Source organism: Acinetobacter sp. Ag2 (genome assembly GCF_001005515.1).
GTDB lineage: Bacteria > Pseudomonadota > Gammaproteobacteria > Pseudomonadales > Moraxellaceae > Acinetobacter > Acinetobacter bereziniae.
In genome coordinates this window covers 16,639-40,880 of the sequence record NZ_LBNA01000039.1, presented here as the reverse complement: position 1 = coordinate 40,880, position 24,242 = coordinate 16,639, and the positions used below count along the sequence as shown (strand labels likewise).

The following is a 24,242-nucleotide window of genomic DNA, read 5'->3' as shown; positions in this document are numbered from 1 at the left end:
TTCGAAATAAGATCATACTATTCATCTGTGACTTCAATTTGTTCAAAATTTAAATCATCCCAAATCTGATGTTTAGATAAATAAATCCCAGCATCTTTAAAAAGATCATCCATATCCCTTAAAGCGCTTTGTTTTAAGCTAAGTTGATTCTCTAAAAAGCCAATCATAGCTTGTGTTTGTATGTGTAAAATACCTTATTTTGCCCTAACTATAAGCTCTACTTGCGCTGAAAATACTCGCTTTCCAATTCACCAAGCCAATACGTTAGATATTTCATTTTTCCAAAAACTGGAAATTCTTGTATATTTGTATATTTGTATGTGAAAAAAATCGCAACTCATTTATAACCACATAATTTTCAATATTATTTTTAACGTGACACGTCGAGGAAATTTCCAAATATCCAGATAAATGGGTTTTAATTTCAGCTAAATCAAGTGAAATTAAAACCCAATTTGATCAATATAAAGTGCTTATTCATTCACTTTATAGTATTTACTTAACTCTTCAAACACAGGCGCTTTTACATTATCTTTCACGATATAACGTTTAATTACACCCTGATCTGTATGAATTTCCATAAAGACATTTTCTGAGCCTCTGAAATCAACCATCATATTCACAGGAACTAAAACACTGTTACGTGAACGATTGGCTTTAAATGCAAAATCAATTTCAGTAGGTCCAATCACATTAAATGAATGACTTTTCACCCCATCACTAAATACGACTTTTTCAATATTATATTTGGTGTATGCGCTGTTTAAACTCAGTTTAACTTTTAGAATGTCTTTATGTGCTTCGTTCCATGCCACTGTCACAATCGGGCAAATTTCACTTGGCTGACAGATTAATAAGCCTTGAGTACCCACATTTGAATTCGCATTATTAGGATTTGAAGCACATCCTGCGATAAGCAATGCACTCAAAGGAATGTACCAAAGTTTTTTCATCATGTTTTTTATATCCTATTGGATGCCCAGAAATTGGAATGGTTGAGCGACCTTAAAAGAAGAATTAGCCTTACCTGCATACACTTTCGCTTGGTCAGCACCCAACTCAAGCTTTCTGGTTTGACCATCTTTAAAATCAATCTCCTTTAAGTCTACCCAAAAAACATTAGGTGATACAGCAGATTCAAAGAAATATAGTCCTCGTTTATGATCTACAACGGTTCGCCAGCGTGTAGACGAAATGTTCGGCTCCTCTTCAGTATTGAGTCCAAAAGGAACAGAGGTATTACGGATCACACTAAATACGCTGGCTAATGAATGTTCCGGAGAGGCATTTTTAGGAATGGCATTGATATAAAACGATGCTCTTGCAAATCGATCTGCAGCACGATTTGTCCCTGGTAACATCGTGGTTCCACCAATCTGTTTCCAGTAAGTATTCAATGCAAGCTGTTGATCAAAGGTAGGAGAGTTCGTCATGACTTGATATTGACGATTATGATGAATGACTTGCTTACCGCCAATATATTCTATAATGGCACTGTCACCAGTCGAATCAGAAATAGATAAATGTAGCGTTGCTAAACGTTTCTCTCCTGGCACTTGATCTGTGACAATCATGAATGGCTCTTTTTCTAAGGCTTGTATCGCTTCATTAACTGTTGCGTAGTTATCCAATACATACTGCGCCCATAATGAAATACTGAGCGGTGGTTTTTTATTGTTTTTTACATCTGGATATTCCGACTCCACCAACCACAGCAAATTTGCCACCAACCCTTTTTCGTTGACGCCATCAGTTGTAGAAATATCATACCCAGTAGCCACAACACTGCCATATTTCGATGTCCACTGAATTGACTTTGGTCCAGCCATTCCTGTGCGTTTAACATTATTCGGTAAAATCCATAGATTTGTTCCAACATCGCTTTTCCAATCCATCGAACGTGCTGTCATCACATCATTATTGCCAAGATACACAACACGAGTACATGCAGTTGCCACCTCAGCAGCGACCAAAAGCCCTGCTGCAAACAACACTTTTTTTATTGCCTTATTCATGATTAAACCCTCTTAGAAAATTGGTAGATTGATCCCTATCACAGGACCTTGCTGACGAACATCCCAGTGAAAATTATTCGATTTATGATCTTGTTCAAAGTAACGATAGCCTGCGCGTAAATTGAAATTTCGATGAAAAACAGGAATCCGATAACCTAGATATGCATGTGCAACAGTGGTGTTTTCAGTGCCAACTGTGAATTCTGCTGCTAAATTCCAAGGCGAGTCGAAATTGTATTTAAATCGTGATCCCCAAAAAAACTCTGTCCACTTTGCATCTGCTGCCAGTGTTTGATTAAACGCTCCAAGTGTTGCTGCTGCCTGAGTTCGATGTAAACCAAGTGTGGGTTCTACAATGAACTTTGCCTGTTGCTGCGATGTTGTTTCGGTTGAGACATAGGCTTGATAATACAACCCATAACTACTTTGATTGAGCTTAGTGCTCAATGCGACGGGGATATTGATTGCGCTTTTTTCCTGTGATGTTTTGACATACTGGTGATCTGCATAAAGCCCCCAGTTGCCTTTATTCAAATCCACATGCCCCATAAAGGATTGATCAAGCGCCTTGACTGTTTCTTTAAATGGCTGATCGATATCGTATTTTATTTTACCTTTTTGAATATTCCCATCCACATCTGCAGCAAATACATAGAGATTAAAATTAAGTTTTACAGGTCCTTGAAATGTATCTGAGAAAGTGTCAGCGAGTGTTGCTTGATTTAAAAGCAAACCGATCAGAAAAAATAAGTATTTGTTTGTTTTCATCAATACCCTCTTTATAGATATTTTTTATCATGTGTTTTAATAAGCATTACGCTTAAATATGAACCTTAATCACATAAAAAATCAAGGGAATTAAGTATTAAAAAATAAATAATCGAATAAAATTTAGTTTATTTCCACTGATAATATTTTAAAATAAAAATATAAATTAATAACTTACAATAAAAAGGTCATGAAAAATATTTTTTACCAACTATAAAACCCTAAAAATAAAATAACTTTTTAATTAATTTTTACAGTGAATTTATTAAATTAAACAATACTCTTGATGACATTCAATGTTCAGCTCATCTCGGTGCTTATATTGAAATAAGTCATATATTACCAATCAATAGATTCGTCCAATTGGGGTGATATACTTTACCCCATTGCTCAAAGAAAAAGCCTTGAACATAGCCACCAAGCTGAAAATTTTGTAGAATAATGCTTTATCTCCCATGGTGCTGATTATGAGCTCTTGGTCTCCACATGTAACTGTCGCAACTGTTGTTGAAAAAGATGGAAAATTCCTGTTTGTAGAAGAACATACAGAAGGTGTTAGTCATACTGTTTTTAACCAGCCTGCTGGACATGTAGAGCGCGATGAAACCATTATTCAAGCTGCTATACGTGAAACAATGGAAGAAACAGGATATGCGATTGAAGTTGATTCTCTAGTTGGCATCTATACCTACACTCCGCCCATGTTTCCAGATCGTACTTATTTTAGATTCTGCTTCTTAGCCCATATCACAGAATACTTCCCTGATGCTCAACTTGATACTGGAATTATTGGTCCGCAATGGATGAGCCTTGAAGAATTACTTGATTCTGCACGTGCCAGAAGCCCTCTTGTGATTAAAGCTGTACAAGACGCATTATCTGGGCAAAAATACCCACTTTCGCTCATCTATGAGCACCAAAACTCTCCTTTAATTTCAAACTTGGATGCCTAATCCTATGCAACAACGTGTCATCGTCGGTATGTCTGGTGGTGTAGATTCATCTGTTTCTGCTGCGCTTTTACTTCAACAAGGATATCAAGTTGAAGGTCTTTTCATGAAAAATTGGGAAGAAGATGATGGTACGGAATACTGCACAGCTATGGAAGATCTTGCTGATGCACAAGCGGTCTGTGACAAAATTGGCATCAAATTACATACTGCCAACTTTGCCATGGAATATTGGGATCGTGTTTTTGAGCACTTTTTAGCGGAATATGCTGCTGGTCGTACCCCAAATCCAGATATTTTATGCAATAAAGAAATTAAATTTCGTGCCTTCCTCGACCACGCTGTAAGCTTAGGTGCTGATTTTATTGCGACTGGACATTATTGCCGTCGTGGAGAAACAGCGACCAATAGCAAAGGCGATCAATATGCACCTTTACTCCGTGGTGTAGATAACAATAAAGACCAAACTTATTTCCTGCATGCAGTTCATGGTCGTGAAATCAATAAAACATTATTCCCTGTGGGTGAGATTGAAAAGCCTCAAGTCCGCAAGATTGCTGAAGAACTTGGTTTGGTAACTGCAAAGAAAAAAGATTCAACAGGTATTTGTTTCATTGGTGAACGCCGTTTTAATGACTTCTTAAAACAATATTTGCCTGCACAACCGGGAAAAATTGTTTTAGATTCTGGAAAAGAGGTTGGTGATCATCACGGCTTAATGTACTATACGCTCGGTCAACGAGGTGGTATTGGTCTTGGTGGATTAAAAGGTGCCGAAGAAGGCGCTTGGTTTGTTCTACACAAGGACCTTGAAGGCAATCGTCTTGTCGTTGGTCAAGGTCACGAACATCCATTGATGCAAAGCACGATTTTATGGTCTGAAGCAATTGATTGGGTTGCTGGAGAGCAAGAGATTTCTGAATCAGGTTTCCGATGCACGGCAAAAACTCGATACCGCCAACCAGATCAAGCATGTACAATTTATAAAGACAGCAATACACCAAGTGGTGTACGTGTCGAATTTGATGAACCACAACGTGCCGTTACACCGGGACAAAGTGTTGTTTTTTATGTTGATGAAGTTTGTTTAGGTGGTGGGGTGATTCATCATACCAATGCACCAAAACCAGACTTTATCGAGTCATGATTAAACATTATTTAAAGGAATTTAGGCATGGTTGAGTTGCCCTTTCAACAGCCTCAGACTTTGAATCAACGCCAAAATCGAGCTTTGGCGTTAGCGGCTGTGTTTCAAGCAACACAGCTGACCCATATGACGGCTATGACTGGTCGTCAAAGCATCGGGGAAAGTGGCAATTTTTATTTTGAACAATTGATTAAAGCTAGCCTCAATATACGCCCTTCAGACAATCAGTCTGGTCAAACCTTAGATTTTTTTAATCAATTGGCTGATATTTCTTTAGGTTTAAAGGCATTAGAAAGCAGCATCACTCAGCCCTTTTCCACCTCACCCAAATCCAGAATTCCCAAGTTAGCCAGTGCAAAACTGCCAATGTCATATGCAATGTCATTGTTAGCATTAGAAAAAAAAGTCTATAGCAACCCAAAATTCGTTGAAATTATTCATCAATCCCAGCAAAAAATTTTAAAACAGTTGTCCTTCTTCGATAATAACTACTTACACCCGAGTATTATTGCCAACTTAGCACAAGCATATGTCGACACTGCTGGTCAAATTAATCCAAGAATTTTAGTGCGAGGCAATGCAGAAGCATTTAAAGATACTGCACACACCAATCGTATTCGCGCAAGTTTATTTACAGGTTTACAGATGGCTCACCTATGGCGTCAATTAGGTGGTAGTTCATGGAATATGATCTTTAGCAAACGTAAACTTCTTCAAGATATTCAGGATCTTGCTCGATTACAATATCAGGTTGTGTAATTTGATATTGATCGAGTTTCGGTTTTACACAGGGTCATGTTGATATTTTATAGATGGTTTTAACATTGAGTATTTGTAAAATATAAATATGACCTATATTCCAAAGTTTAAGGAATCTTTATGAACGCTTTAACCGCACTTTCTCCATTAGATGGACGCTATGCAAGTAAATGTGATGCTTTGCGCCCTTTCCTCTCTGAGTTTGGTTTAATTCATGCTCGTGTGACTGTTGAAGTGCGTTGGTTACAAGCGCTTGCAAACCGTCCTGAAATCACCGAAGTACCTGCTTTCTCAACTGACACAAACAATGCTTTAGATGCAATTGTGGCTCAATTTTCTGAACAAGATGCAAATCGCATTAAAGAAATCGAACGCACAACCAATCATGATGTAAAAGCAGTTGAATACTTCCTTAAAGAAAAAATTGCACATATTGATGAACTTAAAAATGCGGGCGAATTCATTCACTTTGCATGTACATCAGAAGACATCAACAACCTTTCTCATGCATTAATGCTAAAAAATGGTCGTGATGTTTTAGTGGCTTCAATGCAACAAATTGTTGATTCAATCGTAGATTTGGCTGAGAAACACGCTGAACAACCGATGTTGTCGCGTACCCATGGTCAAACAGCCAGCCCAACAACTTTGGGTAAAGAAATGGCGAATGTCGCATATCGTTTAGCGCGTCAGATCAAACAATTTAATCAAGTTGAATTGCTCGGTAAAATTAACGGTGCTGTAGGTAACTACAATGCACATTACTCTGCATATCCTGAAATCAACTGGCCTGCACATGCTCAAACTTTTGTTGAGTCATTAGGCTTAACATTCAACCCATATACAACCCAAATCGAACCTCACGATTATATTGCTGAATTATTTGATGCTTTACGTCGCTTCAACACAATTTTGATCGACTTTAACCGTGACGTATGGGGTTATATCTCACTCGGTTTCTTCAAACAACGTTTGAAAGAAGGTGAAGTTGGTTCTTCGACTATGCCACATAAAGTAAACCCGATTGATTTTGAAAACTCTGAAGGTAACTTGGGTATTGCAAATGCGGTATTGGCGCATTTGGGTGAAAAACTTCCTATTTCTCGCTGGCAGCGTGACCTTACTGACTCTACAGTGCTGCGTAACATGGGTGTTGGTTTAGCACAAAGCTTAATCGCATTTGAAGCATGCTTAAAAGGTATTGGTAAACTTGAATTAAATGCTGCTCGTTTAAATGAAGATCTTGATCATGCTCAAGAAGTATTGGCTGAACCAATTCAAACAGTTATGCGTCGTTATGCAGTTGAAAAACCTTATGAAAAATTAAAAGCATTGACGCGTGGTCAAGCAATGACACGCGATATGATGGTCAACTTTGTCAATGGTAATGAGCTTGAAGCTGTACCTGCTGCTGACCGTGCGCGTTTAGCTGAAATGACCCCAGCAACTTATACTGGTAATGCTGCTGATCAAGCGAAGCAAATTAAAGATCTCATCGCTAAAATCTAAGATTTGTAATCCTTTTTTTAGTCATAAAAATGCGAAGCTAAAGCTTCGCATTTTTTTGCATTTTGATTACAATGCGCATTAATAATTTTTAGAAAACAATATAATGATCTACCACTCTTTAACCCCAAAACATTGGCTAGTACTGGCAGTTCTAGCAATTGCCATTATTTTGGCAAGTATCAATCCATTAGAATATCCGTCCTACATGTTGCATCAAATTGGTACGGTGCTGATGTTGGTTGCTTTATTCTTCTGTTTAAAGAAAATTGGACTGAGTTTTTCCTCATTTCTACTCTATATCTTATTTCTGATCATTCATGTCATCGCTGCTCATTATCTGTATTCCTATGTACCGTATAATGATTGGTCAATCCAATATTTACACTTTGACCTTAACCAAGCCATGGGATGGTCACGCAATATGTTTGATCGCTTTGTACATTTTTTTTATGGCTTGTTTCTCTACCCATTTTTCTATCGCCTTTTCCAAGTCTGGCTACCAAATTTAAAACCAAGCGTTTTATTCATTCTGGTGATTCAATTTGTCATGGCAACCAGCTTATTTTATGAATGGATTGAATGGTGGTTGGCAATTGGTTTATCCCCAGAAGAAGCTGAAAACTATAATGGGCAACAAGGCGATGTTTGGGATGCACATAAAGACATGTTCTTAGCAACAATCGGTGCAATTATTACAGGATTGCTAAGTCTAAAAACCAACAAACAAAATTAAGATCACTTTTAAGACTGCATATATTCACCAAATGTTAACGGTTTGGTGAATATCAGTTAATCTAAGATTTATTTAGATTTTCTTTATTTGCCAAAATATCTGGCAAGCTTCTCTCGATCCAACCAATCACATAACTTATTTTTTCAGCGGCTTGTGCACCCAAAATCGTCAATTGATACTCAACCTTTGGCGGAACTTCTGGATAAACCGTACGTAAAATAAATCCATCTTGTTCCAATACCCGTAAAGTTTGTGCCAGCATTTTTTCACTAATACCTTCAATACGGTTGCGCAACTCACTAAATCGTTGCACACCATCACTTAAACACCGCAGAACTAACACAGACCACTTACTGGTTAAATGCTCCAATATTTCTCTAGATGGGCATTCACTGGATAAAACTTGACCAATTAAATAACTTGAAGCATAGATGCTCATGAATTCTCTCCATACAGTAATTAGCTTACTTTTCGGTACGTACTTACATTTGGTAAGTTTAGTAACTATGATAATAGCATCAAGTTTAAAAAACATCCAATCCAAATCAATCAAAAGGTGAACTTTATGAAAATCGCAATTACAGGCGCTACAGGTCAACTTGGGCAATTGGTCATTCAGAGTTTAGTGAAACGCATCCCGGCAGAAAATATCGTGGCTTTAGTCCGTAACTTAGATAAAGCACAAGCACTTCAACAAATCGGTATCGAACTTCGCCAATTTGATTATGACCAACCAGACACATTGGTTCCTGCATTACAGGGCATTGATAAACTATTACTCATTTCAGCCAATGAAATTGGACGCCGTACACCGCAGCATAAAGCTGTGATTGATGCAGCAGTGATTGCCAAAGTCCCTTATATTGCCTATACCAGCTTACTCAATGCAACGCATAGCCCATTGGGTTTAGCAGAAGAACATCGTGAAACTGAAGCCCTTATTTTAGCAAGTGGTTTGAGCTATACCCTGTTACGCAACAATTGGTATAACGAAAACTACTTAGCCAATGTGCAACATACCGCAGAAACAGGCACACTTTATGGCAGCGCTCAGGACGGCAAAATTAGTTCAGCGTCTCGACTCGATTATGCTGAAGCAGCAGCTAAAGTACTGAGTTCAACAGGTCATGAAAACAAAACCTATGAACTTGCTGGCTCAACCAGTTTTACGCTTTCCGACTTGACATCTTATATTGGTCAAGCGTCTGGCAAATCTGTTCACTACCAAAATATCAGTGCTGAGGACTATACACAAGCACTCACTACGGCTAGCTTACCAAGCGAATTAGTCCGTGTGATTGTCGATGCGGATGTCCAAACTGCACATGGTGCTATGTTCAGTACTCGTGAAGATTTAGAACAATTGATTGGTCGCAAAACCACCAATATTCAATCTCAAGTGAAATCACTTTTTTAGCATCTATGCGTTTGCGATCTATTCGCACCTTCTGAACAAGAGACAACCAATGCCACGATATTGAAGTAAATAAATATCGTGGCAAAACAATGCTATGGATGAATATTACGTACAGGTAGATCAATATTCATCTGTAAATCTGCGAATGATTGTCTTTTGGTGTTGTACATCGTTGCATCAAATGTCGCAATTTTTTGCATGGTCATCGGATCATTAATATTGAGCATCGGTTTTAGCTGATGTTTGACATATAAACTAATCAGCTCATTAAATTCCAAATAGACTGGACCATCAAACATGATTTTGATCGGTACTTGATAATGTCGCTTGATGTTGAAAGGTACAGAAAGTTTAATCGGAATGTCCAGTTTTAAAGGAAATTCAGGTAGCAGTTTATTTTGATAAACCAAATCAGTGGTTGTTTCTAATGGCATCACTGTTTCGATTTGGATTTGAGTCGAATAGTCTAAATCAACCTCAATCGGTGTGGTGACCACAAAACTTAAATTGGCTAAATATTTGCCATTTAAAGGTAAAGTTAATTCGCGATTGATATCTAGTGTTGTATCTAAAGCTCCTTTGGCATGAGTTTCTAAATAGTTACCCACATGAATTTTTGTAGGTAAAGATTCAGACAATTGAATTTGTGCCTGCTGAGCAGAAACTTGCATTGAGGTCTGAATGTTTAAATATAACCAGACACCGATTGCAACACATAATACGACAATGAGGAAACTGAATAATAACGTTTTAAGCGATTTAAATAACCACATATCCCAGATCAACCTAATTCAATGCTTCAGATTGAGTATGTTCACGCTCAGCTTGTCCAGCGGTCTGACGTGAAAGTTTTATACTGTTTAGCGGTATTTTTAATTGCCCTTTCTCAATTTTTACTGGCAAAGTATTTTGAACATCTACTGTGGCTTGCAATGCAGATTTGATCGGCACATTGAGGTGACCTTGAATCGGAATATTGGTTTTAAGCGTTGCGTCTAATGGAATATGCAAATTTTCTTTAAGTAAAACTTTGACAGGTGCATCAAATTTTAAATGTATGCTTTGATTCAACGGAACTTGTAAGTTAATGGGCACATCCATCTTCACCGGGATGGTACCTTTCAGAGGTAAAGTAATATCTTTTCCAAGAACTGTGACTTTCACTTTGGTATCAATCGGCATATCCTGATTGATTTTAATCACTTCATTCACAGGAATACTGGTTTCGATTGGTACTTGATTATCAAAGTAAACATGGGGCGTTAAAGTCTGAGTGATCGGTAAATTCAATTTTTCATGGATTGGAATTTCAGCATTCACTTTCCCTTTAACATCAACATTCAGGGCATCATGAATTTGTACTTTAGCTTGTAGCGGTTCTTTTAAATCAATACGGACAGCCTGATTTTCTAAAGGAATATAAATACTAAAATGCTTAAATACCCAAATAGCAAGCATAACTCCACAAAGTGTAGCCACACAGATAAAGGCGATTCCTGCCATAATTTGCTTCAACTGCAAAATCCATTCCTTAATTTTTTATCTAATAATTAAGGTTTATTTTAAATATTTATGTGAATAAATATGCTTTTTTATGTATAAAAGACGAAGTAATTTGTTCATTTACTAAACAAACAATCATTTTTATCTGCCTCTCTTATGCTTAGTTTAGCTCAAGCAACCAATAACATTGAACAATCGCAAGATTTTTCTTATATTCAACGCTGACCTGACTTTTCTGATGATTTTGTTTAAATTTGAGTGTTTTAAATTTCTTTTTAGCCGATTCTGAACTGAGATCAAAATATAAATATTCATTAAATTGCTGCGCTAGCCGCCCAAAACTAAATTCCATTTTGCGTATCGGTATACCAGCATAATTGACATTTTGGACTTGATATACACTGGAATCATAAACATTTTTATCGACATAGCTTGATTTTGTAGTATGACGCTTTAAGGGTTCAGTCAATTCATTATCATCATTATGAAAATCATATTGTTGTCGGATTGCGCAATTTTTCTCAAAGCGATCTTGTAATAAGGGGCGTAATTCTAAAGGCTTAGCATAAGTCACCTCAGTTAACAGCAATATCATGCTGAGTAATATCAGCTTTTTCATATTATTTTCCTTTAATGTAAATGACTGACTATGAAATCGCTTTTATTCAGCTGTATTTTTATCTGCCCAAGCGCAAATCGCGATACCCTTATTTTTGCCTTCTCCAACCATTACAAAATTTGCAGCTTTAGCATTTTGCTGTTTTTTCTTTTTAATTTCATTAAATTGTTGCTGTACTGAAGCAGTTGGGAGATCGAAATGTAAATACTCCATTAAAGTCAATCCCCGCCCCCATACAAACTCAATTTTTGTGACAATCAGTCCCCGATAAGTCGTATTTTTTAAAGTAAGGATTCTACTCATATAGGCGTTTTGTTCATCAACTTCATCTTTAGCCACCTGATTCATTAATATTGGCAGAATTTCATCATCGCGAACATAATAATCAAATTGCTGGCGAACCTCACAATTTTGTTCAAAACGATCTTGCAATATTGGGGTTAAATCAAGGCTTGTTTGCGGGGTTGCATGGATTATTGTTGATAAATTCAGCAAAACCAAAGCGAAAATTGGTAAATTTTTATTCATTTTTAATATGCTCTAAATTTCGGTTAAAATCGTTTATTAGATTTAAACCAAGATAAATTTAGAATATAAAAAAAGGAGCTTCAGATGAAGCTCCTTTTTACTGAATATTACAAATTATGCATTTGTTTCAGCAGGTGCTTTTGGATAGCTTACACCACACATTTGTTCAGCAATACGTAATACTTGGCAGCTATAACCCACTTCGTTATCGTACCAAACATAAGCTGTTAAACGGTTACCTGATGTAATCGTCGCTTGTGCATCAAATACACCAGCAGTACGAGAACCAATAAAGTCAGAAGATACGACTTCAGTAGAGTTTGTATAGCCAATTTGACCTTGAAGGCTTGAGTTGATCGAGATTTGACGAATATATTCGTTTACTTCTTCACGATCTACTTCTTTCTCAAGTGTTAAGTTAAGAATAGCCAACGAAACGTTTGGTGTAGGTACACGTACTGAATTACCTGTTAATTTACCTTGCAACTGAGGTAATGCTTTTGCAACAGCTTTTGCAGCACCAGTTTCAGTGATCACCATATTTAATGTTGCAGCACGACCACGACGATCTGCTTTATGGTAGTTATCAATCAAGTTCTGGTCATTAGTGAATGAGTGAACTGTTTCAACATGACCATTGATCACTTTGTATTTGTCTTCTAATACTTTCAAGACAGGTGTAATTGCGTTGGTGGTACAGCTTGCTGCTGAAATGATTTTATCTGAATCGATAATGTCATTTTGGTTCACACCAAATACAACGTTTTTCATATCACCTTTACCCGGAGCAGTAAGTACAACACGACCTACGCCTGGACATTTAAGATGTTGTGATAAACCATCGATATCACGCCATTTACCTGTGTTGTCAATCACAAGTGCATTATCTATACCATAAGCAGTGTAATCTACTTCAGCAGGGCTAGATGCATAGATCACTTTAATGAAGTTACCGTTGGCAATGATTGCTTCATTTTCTTCATCTACAGAAATTGTTCCTGCAAATGGACCATGAATTGAATCACGGCGTAACAATGAAGCACGTTTTTCTAAATCACCATCAGATGATTTACGTACGACGATTGCTTTCAGGCTTAAACCACGACCAAGACCCGATTGGCTGATGATCAAACGCGCTAAAATACGACCGATACGACCAAAACCGTAAAGCACAACATCTTTCGGTTCAACTTGTGCCGGACGACCTTCTAAAGAGCGAACAGCTTGAGCAACAAATGCATCAACATCGCCACCCTTTTCTTTGTATTCAACAGCAAGTTTACCTAAATCAACTTCTGCTGAACCAATATTATCTAATTTTGCTAAAGCTTCTAAAATAGGAAACGTATGTACAACTGAAAGTTCAACATCCATCATACGCGTACGACGGTGAGCTTTAAGAATTTGAATTACTGAACGGTTCACTAAAGAACGACCGTAAACAGAAGTCACAATATTTTTTTCACGGTATAATTGACCGATTAATGCAATCATACGTTCCGCGATTTCTTCACGGTTTTTCCAGCGACCTTGGTGCTCTGCATGTAGGGCGATGATAGTGTCTTTGCTCACAGATACGTCCTCTATTTATGTATATCTAGACATGGATTTTTAAACCCCACAATTGTAATGGAATTCTCATTTAGTTGAAATCAATTCATGGTAGATTTTTATAATAATTTGTCATGTTAGATATTTTTATAAAAATTAAATATTGATATCTAAACTATAATTGAGATTTCTTTGTTTATAGATCTTTAACATAGTGTTACATGCATTCCATAACACGAATGAAAAACATCCAGTTGCTTCATTTCAAACACGATTAAACTCAGTTTAACTGCTTTCCTCATCGAGCATTGACAGATCAACAGCCTATATTCAGTCGATATGATGGTTGGATAAACAGCGCTCAAGTATGAAATTAATCCATATACATGGATGCATGAAAAGCTTCAAAATCAAAATCTGCTAGATTCTCAGGAATTTTCATTAAAAAAGGGAAACGAATAATACCATTGTCCCCTGAAGGAAAAGCATAATGCCGTTCTAATTCACTCAAAGAAGTTAAGCTTTCAAATTCAATAAATACACTATATTTCGATAAACCTTTTGGAACGCTCAATACATCTAAGTATGTCTGCTTCTTAATCAGCAGTGTGGCATGTTTAGCTTGCAGAATGTCTTTTTCTACTTTTCCACCTTTTACAATTTTCTTGAGCAAAGAGCCTTTTACTTGATTCTGTTCATGTTTTAATTGTTGGATGTAGAGTTGTAATTCGTTGTAGTCTTTGGCTTGATCAAACATAATCTCTTGAAGCTTTTTTATAGGTTGTTGTGAACGTTCATGCATGACTTGCCATTCCTGTTTACTCATCGGAATAAAGATTTCGTCCTTACGTTTTTCCAAAAGCTTCAAATATGCCAGTAAACGATATTCAAATAACTGCACATGTGCATTAAAAAATAATGCTGGCTGCTCTTTAAAATCGCGATAATGAGACAAAATCTCAGATAAAATGCGATGAACACTCATAAACAAATATTCAAATTCTTCTAAATGTGATAAATCATTTTTTACGGCATTTCTTAGCGGCATTAACACATTGGCAATCAACATTTGTTCAATGGTTTTAATATGATTTTGTGCCACGAGATCACTGTTTTTACCAACCATCCCAAGCGGTTGCATTAGAAATGGCAATAGCTTGGTTTCAGTAAAACTTTCAAACTCTTGTACAATCTCAATGACATCTCGATGAACTTGATGTTGGATCGTCACCATTTTTTGTATCAACTGATCTGTTTGCACGCGATATGCATTCTCACTGATCTGTTTTGGATCAATCACTAATCCTGTTAAATAGATTTGATTGTTATATTCAATATGTTCTTCAAACAAAAATCGACGAATTGAATATGGGTTTTGCTCAAAATGTTGTATTGGTGCTATCAAATAAATAAATTCAGAAGTATTCACAATATCGAATTTACGAATTTTCTGTTCGCTGACAATAAAATATTTAAAGAAGGGATGAGCAAATAAATTTGATGATTTGGTCAGTAAAGGTTTAAACCAATATCCTAATAATTGTTGCTTGATAAACACTTCGATAATAAAGCATTTGATTTGATTTACCGTTAAATCACGTACATTCGGATGAATGTGAATATTGAGATTTCGTACCAGCTTCGCCACATCTTGCAAAAAAACTCGGCGTATTAATAATTTTTCACGTTGCAAGCCAAGATGGTCATCGACTGGAATTAGATCAATCTGATGTAAAGTATTTTCAAGGTAATCTGCAATCTGTACACAATCAGTAATTTGTTCTAACCAATGGAGTGAGTTACTTAATTTATTGGCAATCGAACGCATGCGCTCATTGTCTAAACGATGCTTTAACGTTTCCAATGAGTTTGTAATTTTAAATTCAAAGGTATTTTCAGTTCTATTCCATTGTATCTCTTTAGGCTTTAAGATTTGACGATCAATTTCTTCGCGTACTTCAATATTAGCTTCATCAAAAATTTCGTACAACACCTTTGCCCAGTTCAAATCTGTACTCGGCTCAAGTTGCAAAAGGGTTGCCCGTATTTGATAGGGAATCATTGTTATATTCATCATCAATCAATATTCTTTTCTTTTTAAACATGTTTAAAGCACCAATATTGAGATATATTTAACATTTATTTTAATTTAAGTTCAAGGATTATCGTTTTTATATTTAAAGAATACCTGTTACTTCTTTCTTTTATCAAATTTTTTAATATTCAATTCCAAATTTTTTCGTTTCTTTCCTTGTTGATAAATATGCCAACTGCCTTCTAAAACCAAAACACCTACAGCGCACCAAATCGGGATATAAGTCAACCATTCATCTGCGGAAATAGACTCTCCTAAAGCCAATGAAGCCAATGCCAATAAAACGGGTTCTAAATAACTCAGTAAACCAAACAGCACCATAGCCAAATAACGACTGGCTAAAATATAACTCCCCAGACCAATAGCACTTAATGCACCTAGCCCAGCAACCACCAAAAATAAACTGGGCATTTCAATAAACTGCCCATAAGCATTCACTCCCATTTGAGTAAAATAGATGGCAACAGGTATGCAAATCAGGATGTCCCACCAAAACCCACCAAGATTATCCGTTTTGATTGCTTTTCGGATCAGAAAATACAGTGAATAACCCAAAGCAACACTGATGGTTTCCCATGCAATACTGCCCAAACGCCACAATTCATGACCTACCCCTAACACAGCAAATGCCACGGCAACCATTTGAAATTTTGATAACTTTTCTTTATAAAAAATACTACCCGCGAGAACCAAGACTAGAGGCAAAAGAAAGTATCCCAATGAAACTTGTAATCCTCGTCCATTCATCGGTCCCCATAGAAACAACCAAAGTTGGAAACAAGTCAACGCAGAAGTGATCAGCAGTAAGATCAATAACGCAGGTTGCTTCATCATACGCTGATAAATATTTCTGACGTGGGCAAAATCACCACTGAAAAACATAAATAAGGTTAGAAAAGGTAAGGTTGCAATGATTCGCCAACCAAATGTTTGTTGGCTATCTAAATCGCCTAATAATTTGGTATAAAAATACAATACTCCAAAGGTGACAGATGCCAATATAGACAATGCTACGCCCTTAAACATCTATCGCCTCTCGAAAATTCTCAAATAAATCTTTCAATAGTATAAACTTTTTTTCTTTCAAAATTATTTTGAATATTGCAATATTTTCTCAAATGAAGATTTGAAATAATCAAATATCAACAGACAAATTGCCAGCTTATGGAATTATTGTGAAACGTTCTGCTTGGTTCGAATAATATCTTTTAAATTAAAACCAACCGTTTGTGCATATCGTAGAAATTCAGTTACTTTGGTTTCATCAGGATGTGGATCACGTGACAATAACCATAAATATTTACGTTTAGGCTCTCCGACCAAAGCCATTTGATATTCTGGGTCTATTTTAAGCACCCAATAATCCCCTCTTCCCACGGGCATCCAGCGAATTGCCTCAGGAATAAAACTGACTTTAAACTTAGAGTTAAAGGGTTCATTACTGATAAAAGCTTCACCCAACGCACGCAATTCTTCGCCATTTTGATCAATACAGCGATTATCTACTGCAACATTGCCAAACTCATTGACGGTATAACGTGCAGTGACATCAGACTTACAGGCTTTTTGAAAATACATGGGTTTACGTGCAATTTCATACCATAACCCGAGATACTGACCTAGCTCTAATTTTGGAACAGCTGCCAATGTCGAATAATCCGCATACACTTTAGGATAAAAAAGAGTAGCAGAAATAATGCTGAACCCAATGATCATGTTTTTTAGCGTATAGGATTTGGGTAATATTTTGAATAATTGCACTTTATACCCTCAATCGTGGATTTTTACTATTTATTATAAAATAATCAGAAATGTAAACTTAGATTGTAGCTTTATGTATCCTATGTCCATATTAAAGCAACAATCTAAGTCAAATACAGCAATCACGTCTCAAACGAAATCACTTTAACATTCGCGCTTTTAAACGCACAATTTCGTCTCGTAAGCGTGCTGCTTGTTCAAATTGCAACTCTTTTGATGCTTTTAACATCTCTTTCTCAAGTTTAGTGATATGTTTAGTGAACAGTTTAGGGTCAGACAAAATATGACGTTCGTCCGCAGTTAAAGCATGTTGTTGCTCAACAATCGCATCATCAATTTGATCGTCAGTGAGCACCTCGCCGGTATCGATTTCTTTGATTGCTTGACGAACTGCACTGCGTGGAATAATGCCGTGTTTCTCATTAAATTGAATTTGTTTAGCTCTACGACGTTCAGTTTCATCTATGGCTTTCTGCATAGAGTCCGTCACACGATCTGCATACAAGATCGCTTTACCTTTGACATGTCTTGCTGCACGCCCAATGGTTTGGATCAGTGAACGTTCAGAACGTAAAAAACCTTCCTTATCCGCATCTAAAATCGCCACCAAAGAAACTTCTGGCATGTCCAAACCTTCACGTAGCAAGTTGATCCCCACGATCACATCATGTATGCCTGTACGTAATTCATGGATAATTTTCACTCGCTCAACCGTATCAATATCAGAATGCAAATACGCTACTTTTACGCCATATTCTTTTAAATATGAAGTCAAATCTTCAGCCATACGTTTGGTCAGTGTTGTCACCAACACTCGCTCATTCAGCTCTTTACGAATATTGATTTCGGAGAGTACATCATCGACTTGGGTTAAAACTGGACGTATCTCAATTTCTGGATCGACTAAACCTGTTGGACGAACCACCTGCTCGGCAACTTGGACTGATTTTTCCAGTTCATATTTTGCAGGTGTTGCGCTGACATAAATGGTCGTCGGAACAATACGCTCCCATTCCTCAAACTTCATTGGGCGATTATCCAAGGCGCTTGGTAAGCGAAAACCATAATTAACCAAGTTTTCTTTTCGAGAACGGTCACCTTTGTACATCGCACCAATTTGAGGAACTGTCACATGTGACTCATCAATAATCAGTAAGGCATCATCTGGAATATAATCGAACAATGTTGGTGGTGCTTCACCTGCCGGACGACCAGACAAATGTCTTGAATAATTTTCAATCCCATTGGTATAGCCGAGTTGTTGCATCATTTCCAAGTCATAACGCGTACGTTGTTCGATCCGTTGCGCTTCTAACAACTTTTCATGCTCTTTAAAGAAAACCAAACGTTCTGCAAGTTCATCTCGTATCGTTCCAATAGCACGTTCAAGATTATCTTTTGGAGTGACATAGTGGCTTTTTGGATAAATCGTCACACGAGGGGCTTTACGTACCAGTTTCCCGGTAATTGGATCAAACCAACGAATCGAATCGACTTCATCGTCAAACAGTTCAACACGGATGGCATGTTGGTCCGATTCGGCAGGGAAAATATCAATAATTTCACCACGAATACGGTAAGTACCTCGTAAAAACTCCAGCTCATTGCGTGTATATTGCATTTCGACAAGACGGCGAATAATGTCATCACGACTGATTCTGTCTCCTTGTACAATATGCAACAACATACTCATATAAGCATTTGGATCACCCAAACCATAGATGGCTGAAACTGAAGCCACAATAATGGCATCCCGTCGCTCTAACAGTGCACGTGTTGCTGAAAGACGCATTTGATCAATATGATCATTAATCGCTGAATCTTTTTCAATAAATGTGTCAGAAGAAGGCACATAAGCTTCGGGTTGATAATAATCATAATAACTGACGAAATATTCGACAGCATTGTTGGGAAAAAATGCTTTAAATTCACCGTAAAGCTGGGCTGCAAGGGTCTTATTGTGCGCCATGATAATAGTTGGTCTTTGCGTCTGAGCAATCACATTTGCCATGGTATAGGTTTTACCAGAACCAGTCACACCCAATAAAAGCTGATCATGAAAACCTTGATTTATCCCTGCAACTAATTTTTCGATCGCCTGCGGTTGATCACCAGCAGGCTGGTAGTTTGTAACAAGTTCAAAAGGTTGATGATCATTCACAATAATTCACTCTTTTAACCAAGAAGAAAGAAGCTCGTGCAGTTTAACAGAAACCGACTTGAGCAAAAGATTTACCTTAAACTTAATGGGGGTTTTTTACACAATATTCAACAAATACCTTGACCCTTTTTTATTTCGATAGCAACATGGAATTAAGCCGATTAAAGGATTGAAAAACATGACATATCACTACCATGATGAAAGCATTATCAAAACTTTACCTGAAGACACTGTATTTGTTTTCGGAAGTAATTTGGCAGGAACACATCAAGGTGGTGCTGCAAAAACAGCGCATTTATTTTTCGGGGCAACCAAAGGTGTGGGACGTGGTTGGGCAGGTCAGAGTTTTGCAATTCCAACCATGAATGAACATTTACAACAAATGCCGCTTTCACAAATTCAACATTATATTGATGATTTTAAAATATATGCGAAGAATCATCCAAAAATGAAGTATTTCATTACGTCTGTGGGATGTGGTGTTGCAGGTTATAAAGTTGAAGAAATCGCGCCCATGTTTAAGGGAATCGCGCGTAATGTGATTTTTCCAGTCTCATTCCGCCCTTTCGTTGAAAAGACATTACCCAAGCTGACGCAAAAATTGTTGCATAGTTTTATTACAGATCAGGTCATTTTTAGTGCTGATCCTGAGCAAGCAATAAAAAATTTAGATTTAACAGATGCAGAAAAAAGCCTAGCCACGATTATTTTAAACACGCCCATGTACCCAAATGACAGTAATGGACGTGATCGGATTTTTGAAATACAAGACATTCTTCACAATCTGCATGGCAAAATAATTGAATTCCAACCGAACTCTGAAGGTTCAATGATTATTGGTGGTGCGATTCTGGCATTGTTAGAGCTTTATCATTTAAATGAAACAGATTTTATTGATGTATGGACAGGTCAACGTGTGATTGCAGCGCCTAAAGCAGAACATCATGCCAAGAAGTAAGTCAGGTATAGTGCATAGGATCACTTTTTCTTCACATCACAATATATTTAGGTATTGCCATTTTACCGTATTATATTTAAGCTAAATTTATAAATAATAAAATGGAATAAGAATGGAGCAAATCGATTTAACGATTTTTAATTTGTCTCCCATTGCGATGTGGCTACAGGATTTTAGTGGCATCAAAAAGATTTTTGATGCCTGGGCTGCTGAAGGTATATCTGATATACAGCATTATTTAATCGAAGATCCTCAACGTTTAGTCCCCTGTCTAGCTGCAATTAAAACCATTGATGTCAATCAAAGTACACTCAATTTGTATGAAGCCCATAATTTAGAAGAAATTATAGAAAAATTTTCAGAAATGCATACTCAAGACACTGAGATGATGCATATTGAATTTTTTTCAGCATTGTGGAACAAACAAAAAAATTGCTCTATTCCAGTCATTAACTATACTTGTCAAGGTAAAAGAATCGATGTCCAGTTGAGAGCCAACATTTTGTCCGATGACAAGGATTGTTGGGATCGAGTGCTATTGACCACTGAGGATATTTCGCAATCACAAAATGCGCGGCGTTTTGCTGAATCTTTATTTTTACATTCCCCAACCGCACTGTGGGTAAAAGACTATAGCAAGATCAAAACAATATTTGATCAACTCAAAGCCAATCACCTTACAGATTTAAAAAGCTACATCGAAAAAAATCCTGATTTTTTGTTTTTTTGTTTTAAAAACATTCAGACTATGGGTGTCAATCAGGCTTTACTTGATCTCTTTTGTGCCTATAATAAACAACAGTTTTGTCTGCATCTACATCGTATTTTTAAAGATCATCTTCAAAATTTTTCTCAACAACTATTATATTTATGGGATGGACAGCATCAAATTAAACGAGAATGTGAATATCAGTCGGTGCATGGTGATTTAATTCATGTTCAAGAACACTTCGTCATTTTCCCTGACTCACAACATAATTGGGATACCGTGCAAATTGCATTTACAGATTTAACTGAACGAAAAAAATTAGAAGATTATTTACACTACGCCAATCAACATGATCAATTGACCCAATTATATAACCGTACGTTTTTTAGTGAAGAAATCCAACGTTTACAATCCACAGCATTTCATTCACTTTCCTGTATTTATTTGGATATTAATGGATTAAAAAAAATCAATGATGTTCAAGGTCATCATATTGGAGACTTATTAATCCAAAGATTTGCAGAACTTTTAAAAACATCAACCATAAAAACCAATTATTCAGTATCTCGTATAGGCGGAGATGAGTTTGTAATTTTAATGCCTGAAGCAAATCAACGTGATATAGATAATCTCATAACCATAATTCAAAAAAAATTATTGGCTGATCAATTAGCGTTTCCACACCATCCAATTCGTGTTGCATTTGGTTATGCAAGTATAAATCAGCAAGGTGATATCGCGGATTTATTAAAAAAAGCCGATCAAATGATGTATAAGGATAAACAATATTTTTATTTAAATCAGGTCAGTCGTCAGCATGATTTTAAATATTAAAAATACACTTTTACACTAATTGTCAGTAAATGGACAAAGTGAGTCAGTTATCACTATTTTTTAGAGATAATAAATAATTTACATTTTATTTTTGCTTATTATTTTACATCCTTAAATTTTAGGATATATTCCAAAACAATTAAATGACTTTTATAGCAAACGAGAATCTTGTAATGGCATTTTCCGATTCTTCTATTTTTGATATATCCCCCACACCTATGTGGTTAGAAGATTATAGTGCAATAAAAGAACAATTTAATCAGTGGAAAGGTCAAGGGATTACAAATCTTCAAAGCTTTTTAGAAGCACATCCAGAACAAGTGACTCAATGCGCACATAAAATTAAAATTGTTAAAGTGAATCAAAAAACTTTACAGCTTTTTGAAGCAAAAAATCAAAAACATCTCTGTCAAAATTTAAATGTTATTTTCCAAAAAGAAATGTTTGATTCACATATCAAAGAGTTGGTTGCACTTTGGGAAGGTCAGACAGAGTTTTCCAGCACCACTGTAAATTACACGATTTCAGGAAAAAAGCTGGACATCAAACTACGTGGCGCGGTGATGCCTGGTTCAGAAGAGAGTTTAAATCAAGTTCTTATTACCACAGAAGATATTACAGACTATCAAAATGCCCGTCGTCTAGAAGAAAAAAATCGACAACTTGCAGAATCTCGCTTTATCTATTCACCTGCTTCATTATGGGTAGAGGATTTTAGTCGGGTCAAAATGCGTTTAGATCAGTTACGCCAAATCGGTATTGATGATTTTAGAACCTTTTTGGATGTACATACAGACTTTGTGAACCAATGTATTGAAGATATTATTTTACTGGATGTCAATCAAGCAACACTGGACTTATTTAAGGCTCCAGATAAAGAAACCTTATTTAAAAACTTAAACAAAGTCTTTGCCAAAGAAATTTACCAAACATTCCGAGAGCAGTTGATTGAATTGTGGAATGGTAAAATTCACCATCAACGTGAAGCGATCAATTACGCTTTAGATGGCTCGGTACGGAATGTATTGTTGCAATTTACTGTTTTCCCTGGTTATGAGGAAGACTGGAGTTTAGTTCAAGTCGCACTCACCGATATTACGGCGCGTAAAAAAGCAGAAAGTTATTTGGAATACCTAGGTAAACATGATGTATTGACCAAATTATTTAACCGTTCATTCTATACAGAAGAAATTAATCGTTTAGAACGCAATATATTGCGTCCGACCTCTGCAGTTTTCATCGATATGAATGGGTTAAAAGCCATTAATGATCAATTCGGTCATGATATTGGGGATGGTTTGTTACGCCGAATGGGCAATATTCTCAGTCGTACGATTGCCAATACCAGTTATACCGCATCCAGGATTGGCGGAGATGAATTTGTACTGCTCATGCCTGCAGCCAATGAGCAAATGGTTGAATCTATGATTATGACCATAGAGGAATTACTGAATATTGATAATCAGTACTACTCTTCACAGCCGATCAGCATTGCAATTGGTTATGCCACAACCAATGAAAATGAAAGTATTGATAATATGTTGAAGCGTGCGGATTTATTGATGTATCAAAAAAAGAAAAATTATTATGAATACGTCACTGAAATGCTCAATGAACAAAACTTAATATAAAACGGGAAAGCTTAGCCGAAACCCTCAACACCAGCTTGATATATCTAGGGTCTGTGGACAATTCGTCTATGTTTGCGACTAGGTGTGTTTTTTAGGCGATTCTAGGCGCGAAATACGAAATTTAGTCATTCTAAGTGAGTAGTTCGTAACGACGAAGTGCCAAAAAACACGCTAGTCCCGAAGGGTTGTGGCTAAAATTATCTCAGGCTACGTTATGAAACTTAAAAATAGTCTCGCTATTCTCTTCATTTCATGCCTTGCCTGCTCAATTTTAACCTACAACGCAAGCCATTTATGAAATGTCCATAGACCCTAAAAATAAGACATAAAAATAGGTGCTTTATGCACCTACCTTTTTTATTCAAACTTTAACGTTTACCCATCGAACGACGTGTACCACGTGGAGGCATCCAAGTACGGTCTGCATATTGCTCAGGTTTTGGGCGCACTTGATTGTGGGCAACATCATCTACATTTTCAATAGCTGATGGTATTGGAAAAGGTAAATTCACCAATGGCTTTTTTTTGGGAGTATTTTGGGTGCTCATGTGATTCACTCAATTTTAACTGGCTATATTGTACGTAAATTTTGCC

24 protein-coding genes are annotated in these 24,242 nt (G+C 36.6%); 9 read left to right on the top strand and 15 right to left on the bottom strand.

What is annotated here, in order from left to right; all coding sequences use genetic code 11:
• Positions 1-17: 17 nt before the first annotated feature.
• The 4 genes from AAV97_RS21185 to AAV97_RS06070 form a co-directional block, all read right to left on the bottom strand.
• Positions 18-167: a hypothetical protein gene (locus AAV97_RS21185; protein WP_171249352.1), complete on the bottom strand. Its 150-nt coding sequence runs from the start codon at positions 165-167 to the stop codon at positions 18-20.
• Positions 168-473: 306 nt separating this feature from the next.
• Positions 474-956, bottom strand: a complete 483-nt coding sequence (locus AAV97_RS06080; RefSeq protein WP_004831228.1) for a hypothetical protein — start codon at positions 954-956, stop codon at positions 474-476.
• Positions 957-968: 12 nt separating this feature from the next.
• Complete coding sequence (locus AAV97_RS06075; RefSeq protein WP_004831230.1) at positions 969-2,015, bottom strand: linear amide C-N hydrolase; 1,047 nt, start codon at positions 2,013-2,015, stop codon at positions 969-971.
• 12 nt (positions 2,016-2,027) lie between these two features.
• Positions 2,028-2,783: a hypothetical protein gene (locus AAV97_RS06070; protein ID WP_046760103.1), complete on the bottom strand. Its 756-nt coding sequence runs from the start codon at positions 2,781-2,783 to the stop codon at positions 2,028-2,030.
• Between the two features lie 467 nt (positions 2,784-3,250).
• Between AAV97_RS06070 and AAV97_RS06065 the strand changes: the two genes are divergently transcribed.
• The 5 genes from AAV97_RS06065 (at position 3,251) to AAV97_RS06045 (ending at position 7,881) form a co-directional block, all read left to right on the top strand.
• Positions 3,251-3,736 carry an NUDIX hydrolase gene (locus tag AAV97_RS06065; protein ID WP_009587264.1) on the top strand — a complete coding sequence of 162 codons (486 nt, stop codon included), beginning with the start codon at positions 3,251-3,253 and terminating at the stop codon, positions 3,734-3,736.
• Between the two features lie 4 nt (positions 3,737-3,740).
• Positions 3,741-4,880 (top strand): tRNA 2-thiouridine(34) synthase MnmA, encoded by a 1,140-nt coding sequence (mnmA, locus tag AAV97_RS06060; RefSeq protein ID WP_005029683.1) that lies wholly within the window; start codon positions 3,741-3,743, stop codon positions 4,878-4,880.
• 27 nt (positions 4,881-4,907) lie between these two features.
• Positions 4,908-5,639 carry a high frequency lysogenization protein HflD gene (gene hflD, locus AAV97_RS06055; RefSeq protein ID WP_004831235.1) on the top strand — a complete coding sequence of 244 codons (732 nt, stop codon included), beginning with the start codon at positions 4,908-4,910 and terminating at the stop codon, positions 5,637-5,639.
• A 120-nt stretch (positions 5,640-5,759) separates the two neighbouring features.
• Entirely contained in the window at positions 5,760-7,148 is a 1,389-nt protein-coding gene (gene purB, locus AAV97_RS06050) for an adenylosuccinate lyase (RefSeq protein ID WP_009587232.1), read from the top strand.
• A 103-nt stretch (positions 7,149-7,251) separates the two neighbouring features.
• Entirely contained in the window at positions 7,252-7,881 is a 630-nt protein-coding gene (locus AAV97_RS06045; RefSeq protein WP_004831238.1) for a DUF2238 domain-containing protein, read from the top strand.
• A 61-nt stretch (positions 7,882-7,942) separates the two neighbouring features.
• On the opposite strand, the gene AAV97_RS06040 is transcribed toward AAV97_RS06045, so the two are convergent.
• The gene (locus AAV97_RS06040) at positions 7,943-8,320 is read right to left on the bottom strand and encodes a winged helix-turn-helix transcriptional regulator (protein WP_046760102.1); all 378 of its coding nucleotides are present in this window, start codon (positions 8,318-8,320) and stop codon (positions 7,943-7,945) included.
• A 126-nt stretch (positions 8,321-8,446) separates the two neighbouring features.
• Between AAV97_RS06040 and AAV97_RS06035 the strand changes: the two genes are divergently transcribed.
• Complete coding sequence (locus tag AAV97_RS06035) at positions 8,447-9,298, top strand: SDR family oxidoreductase (RefSeq protein ID WP_046760101.1); 852 nt, start codon at positions 8,447-8,449, stop codon at positions 9,296-9,298.
• 92 nt (positions 9,299-9,390) lie between these two features.
• Here the strand turns inward: AAV97_RS06035 and AAV97_RS06030 are convergent, their stop codons facing one another.
• The 9 genes from AAV97_RS06030 to uvrB all read right to left on the bottom strand — a co-directional run bounded on the left by AAV97_RS06030 (position 9,391) and on the right by uvrB (position 19,516).
• Positions 9,391-10,071 (bottom strand): hypothetical protein, encoded by a 681-nt coding sequence (locus AAV97_RS06030; RefSeq protein WP_004831241.1) that lies wholly within the window; start codon positions 10,069-10,071, stop codon positions 9,391-9,393.
• Between the two features lie 13 nt (positions 10,072-10,084).
• Positions 10,085-10,801 (bottom strand): MFS transporter, encoded by a 717-nt coding sequence (locus tag AAV97_RS06025; protein WP_373865962.1) that lies wholly within the window; start codon positions 10,799-10,801, stop codon positions 10,085-10,087.
• A 160-nt stretch (positions 10,802-10,961) separates the two neighbouring features.
• A complete protein-coding gene (locus AAV97_RS06020) occupies positions 10,962-11,420 on the bottom strand; it encodes a hypothetical protein (protein WP_046760100.1) in 459 nt (152 codons plus the stop codon).
• Between the two features lie 42 nt (positions 11,421-11,462).
• Positions 11,463-11,948 (bottom strand): hypothetical protein, encoded by a 486-nt coding sequence (locus AAV97_RS06015; protein ID WP_046760099.1) that lies wholly within the window; start codon positions 11,946-11,948, stop codon positions 11,463-11,465.
• 114 nt (positions 11,949-12,062) lie between these two features.
• Entirely contained in the window at positions 12,063-13,520 is a 1,458-nt protein-coding gene (locus tag AAV97_RS06010; protein WP_005029703.1) for a glyceraldehyde-3-phosphate dehydrogenase, read from the bottom strand.
• 352 nt (positions 13,521-13,872) lie between these two features.
• Positions 13,873-15,576, bottom strand: coding sequence for a hypothetical protein (locus tag AAV97_RS06005; protein WP_228136516.1), 1,704 nt, complete (start codon positions 15,574-15,576; stop codon positions 13,873-13,875).
• A 114-nt stretch (positions 15,577-15,690) separates the two neighbouring features.
• Positions 15,691-16,620 (bottom strand): EamA family transporter RarD, encoded by a 930-nt coding sequence (gene rarD / locus AAV97_RS06000; protein WP_046760097.1) that lies wholly within the window; start codon positions 16,618-16,620, stop codon positions 15,691-15,693.
• Between the two features lie 144 nt (positions 16,621-16,764).
• Positions 16,765-17,355: a lipocalin family protein gene (locus AAV97_RS05995; RefSeq protein WP_004831251.1), complete on the bottom strand. Its 591-nt coding sequence runs from the start codon at positions 17,353-17,355 to the stop codon at positions 16,765-16,767.
• A 139-nt stretch (positions 17,356-17,494) separates the two neighbouring features.
• Positions 17,495-19,516, bottom strand: coding sequence for an excinuclease ABC subunit UvrB (uvrB, locus tag AAV97_RS05990; RefSeq protein ID WP_046760096.1), 2,022 nt, complete (start codon positions 19,514-19,516; stop codon positions 17,495-17,497).
• A 178-nt stretch (positions 19,517-19,694) separates the two neighbouring features.
• Here uvrB and AAV97_RS05985 point away from each other — a divergent pair, with 178 nt between their 5' ends.
• From AAV97_RS05985 to AAV97_RS05975, 3 genes are all read left to right on the top strand, one after another.
• Positions 19,695-20,474, top strand: a complete 780-nt coding sequence (locus tag AAV97_RS05985) for a hypothetical protein (RefSeq protein ID WP_009587228.1) — start codon at positions 19,695-19,697, stop codon at positions 20,472-20,474.
• A 112-nt stretch (positions 20,475-20,586) separates the two neighbouring features.
• Positions 20,587-22,017 carry a GGDEF domain-containing protein gene (locus AAV97_RS05980; RefSeq protein WP_046760095.1) on the top strand — a complete coding sequence of 477 codons (1,431 nt, stop codon included), beginning with the start codon at positions 20,587-20,589 and terminating at the stop codon, positions 22,015-22,017.
• Positions 22,018-22,190: 173 nt separating this feature from the next.
• Positions 22,191-23,648 carry a diguanylate cyclase domain-containing protein gene (locus AAV97_RS05975; RefSeq protein ID WP_046760094.1) on the top strand — a complete coding sequence of 486 codons (1,458 nt, stop codon included), beginning with the start codon at positions 22,191-22,193 and terminating at the stop codon, positions 23,646-23,648.
• 368 nt (positions 23,649-24,016) lie between these two features.
• Here the strand turns inward: AAV97_RS05975 and AAV97_RS05970 are convergent, their stop codons facing one another.
• Positions 24,017-24,196, bottom strand: a complete 180-nt coding sequence (locus AAV97_RS05970) for a hypothetical protein (RefSeq protein ID WP_046760093.1) — start codon at positions 24,194-24,196, stop codon at positions 24,017-24,019.
• Between the last annotated feature and the right edge of the window lie 46 nt (positions 24,197-24,242).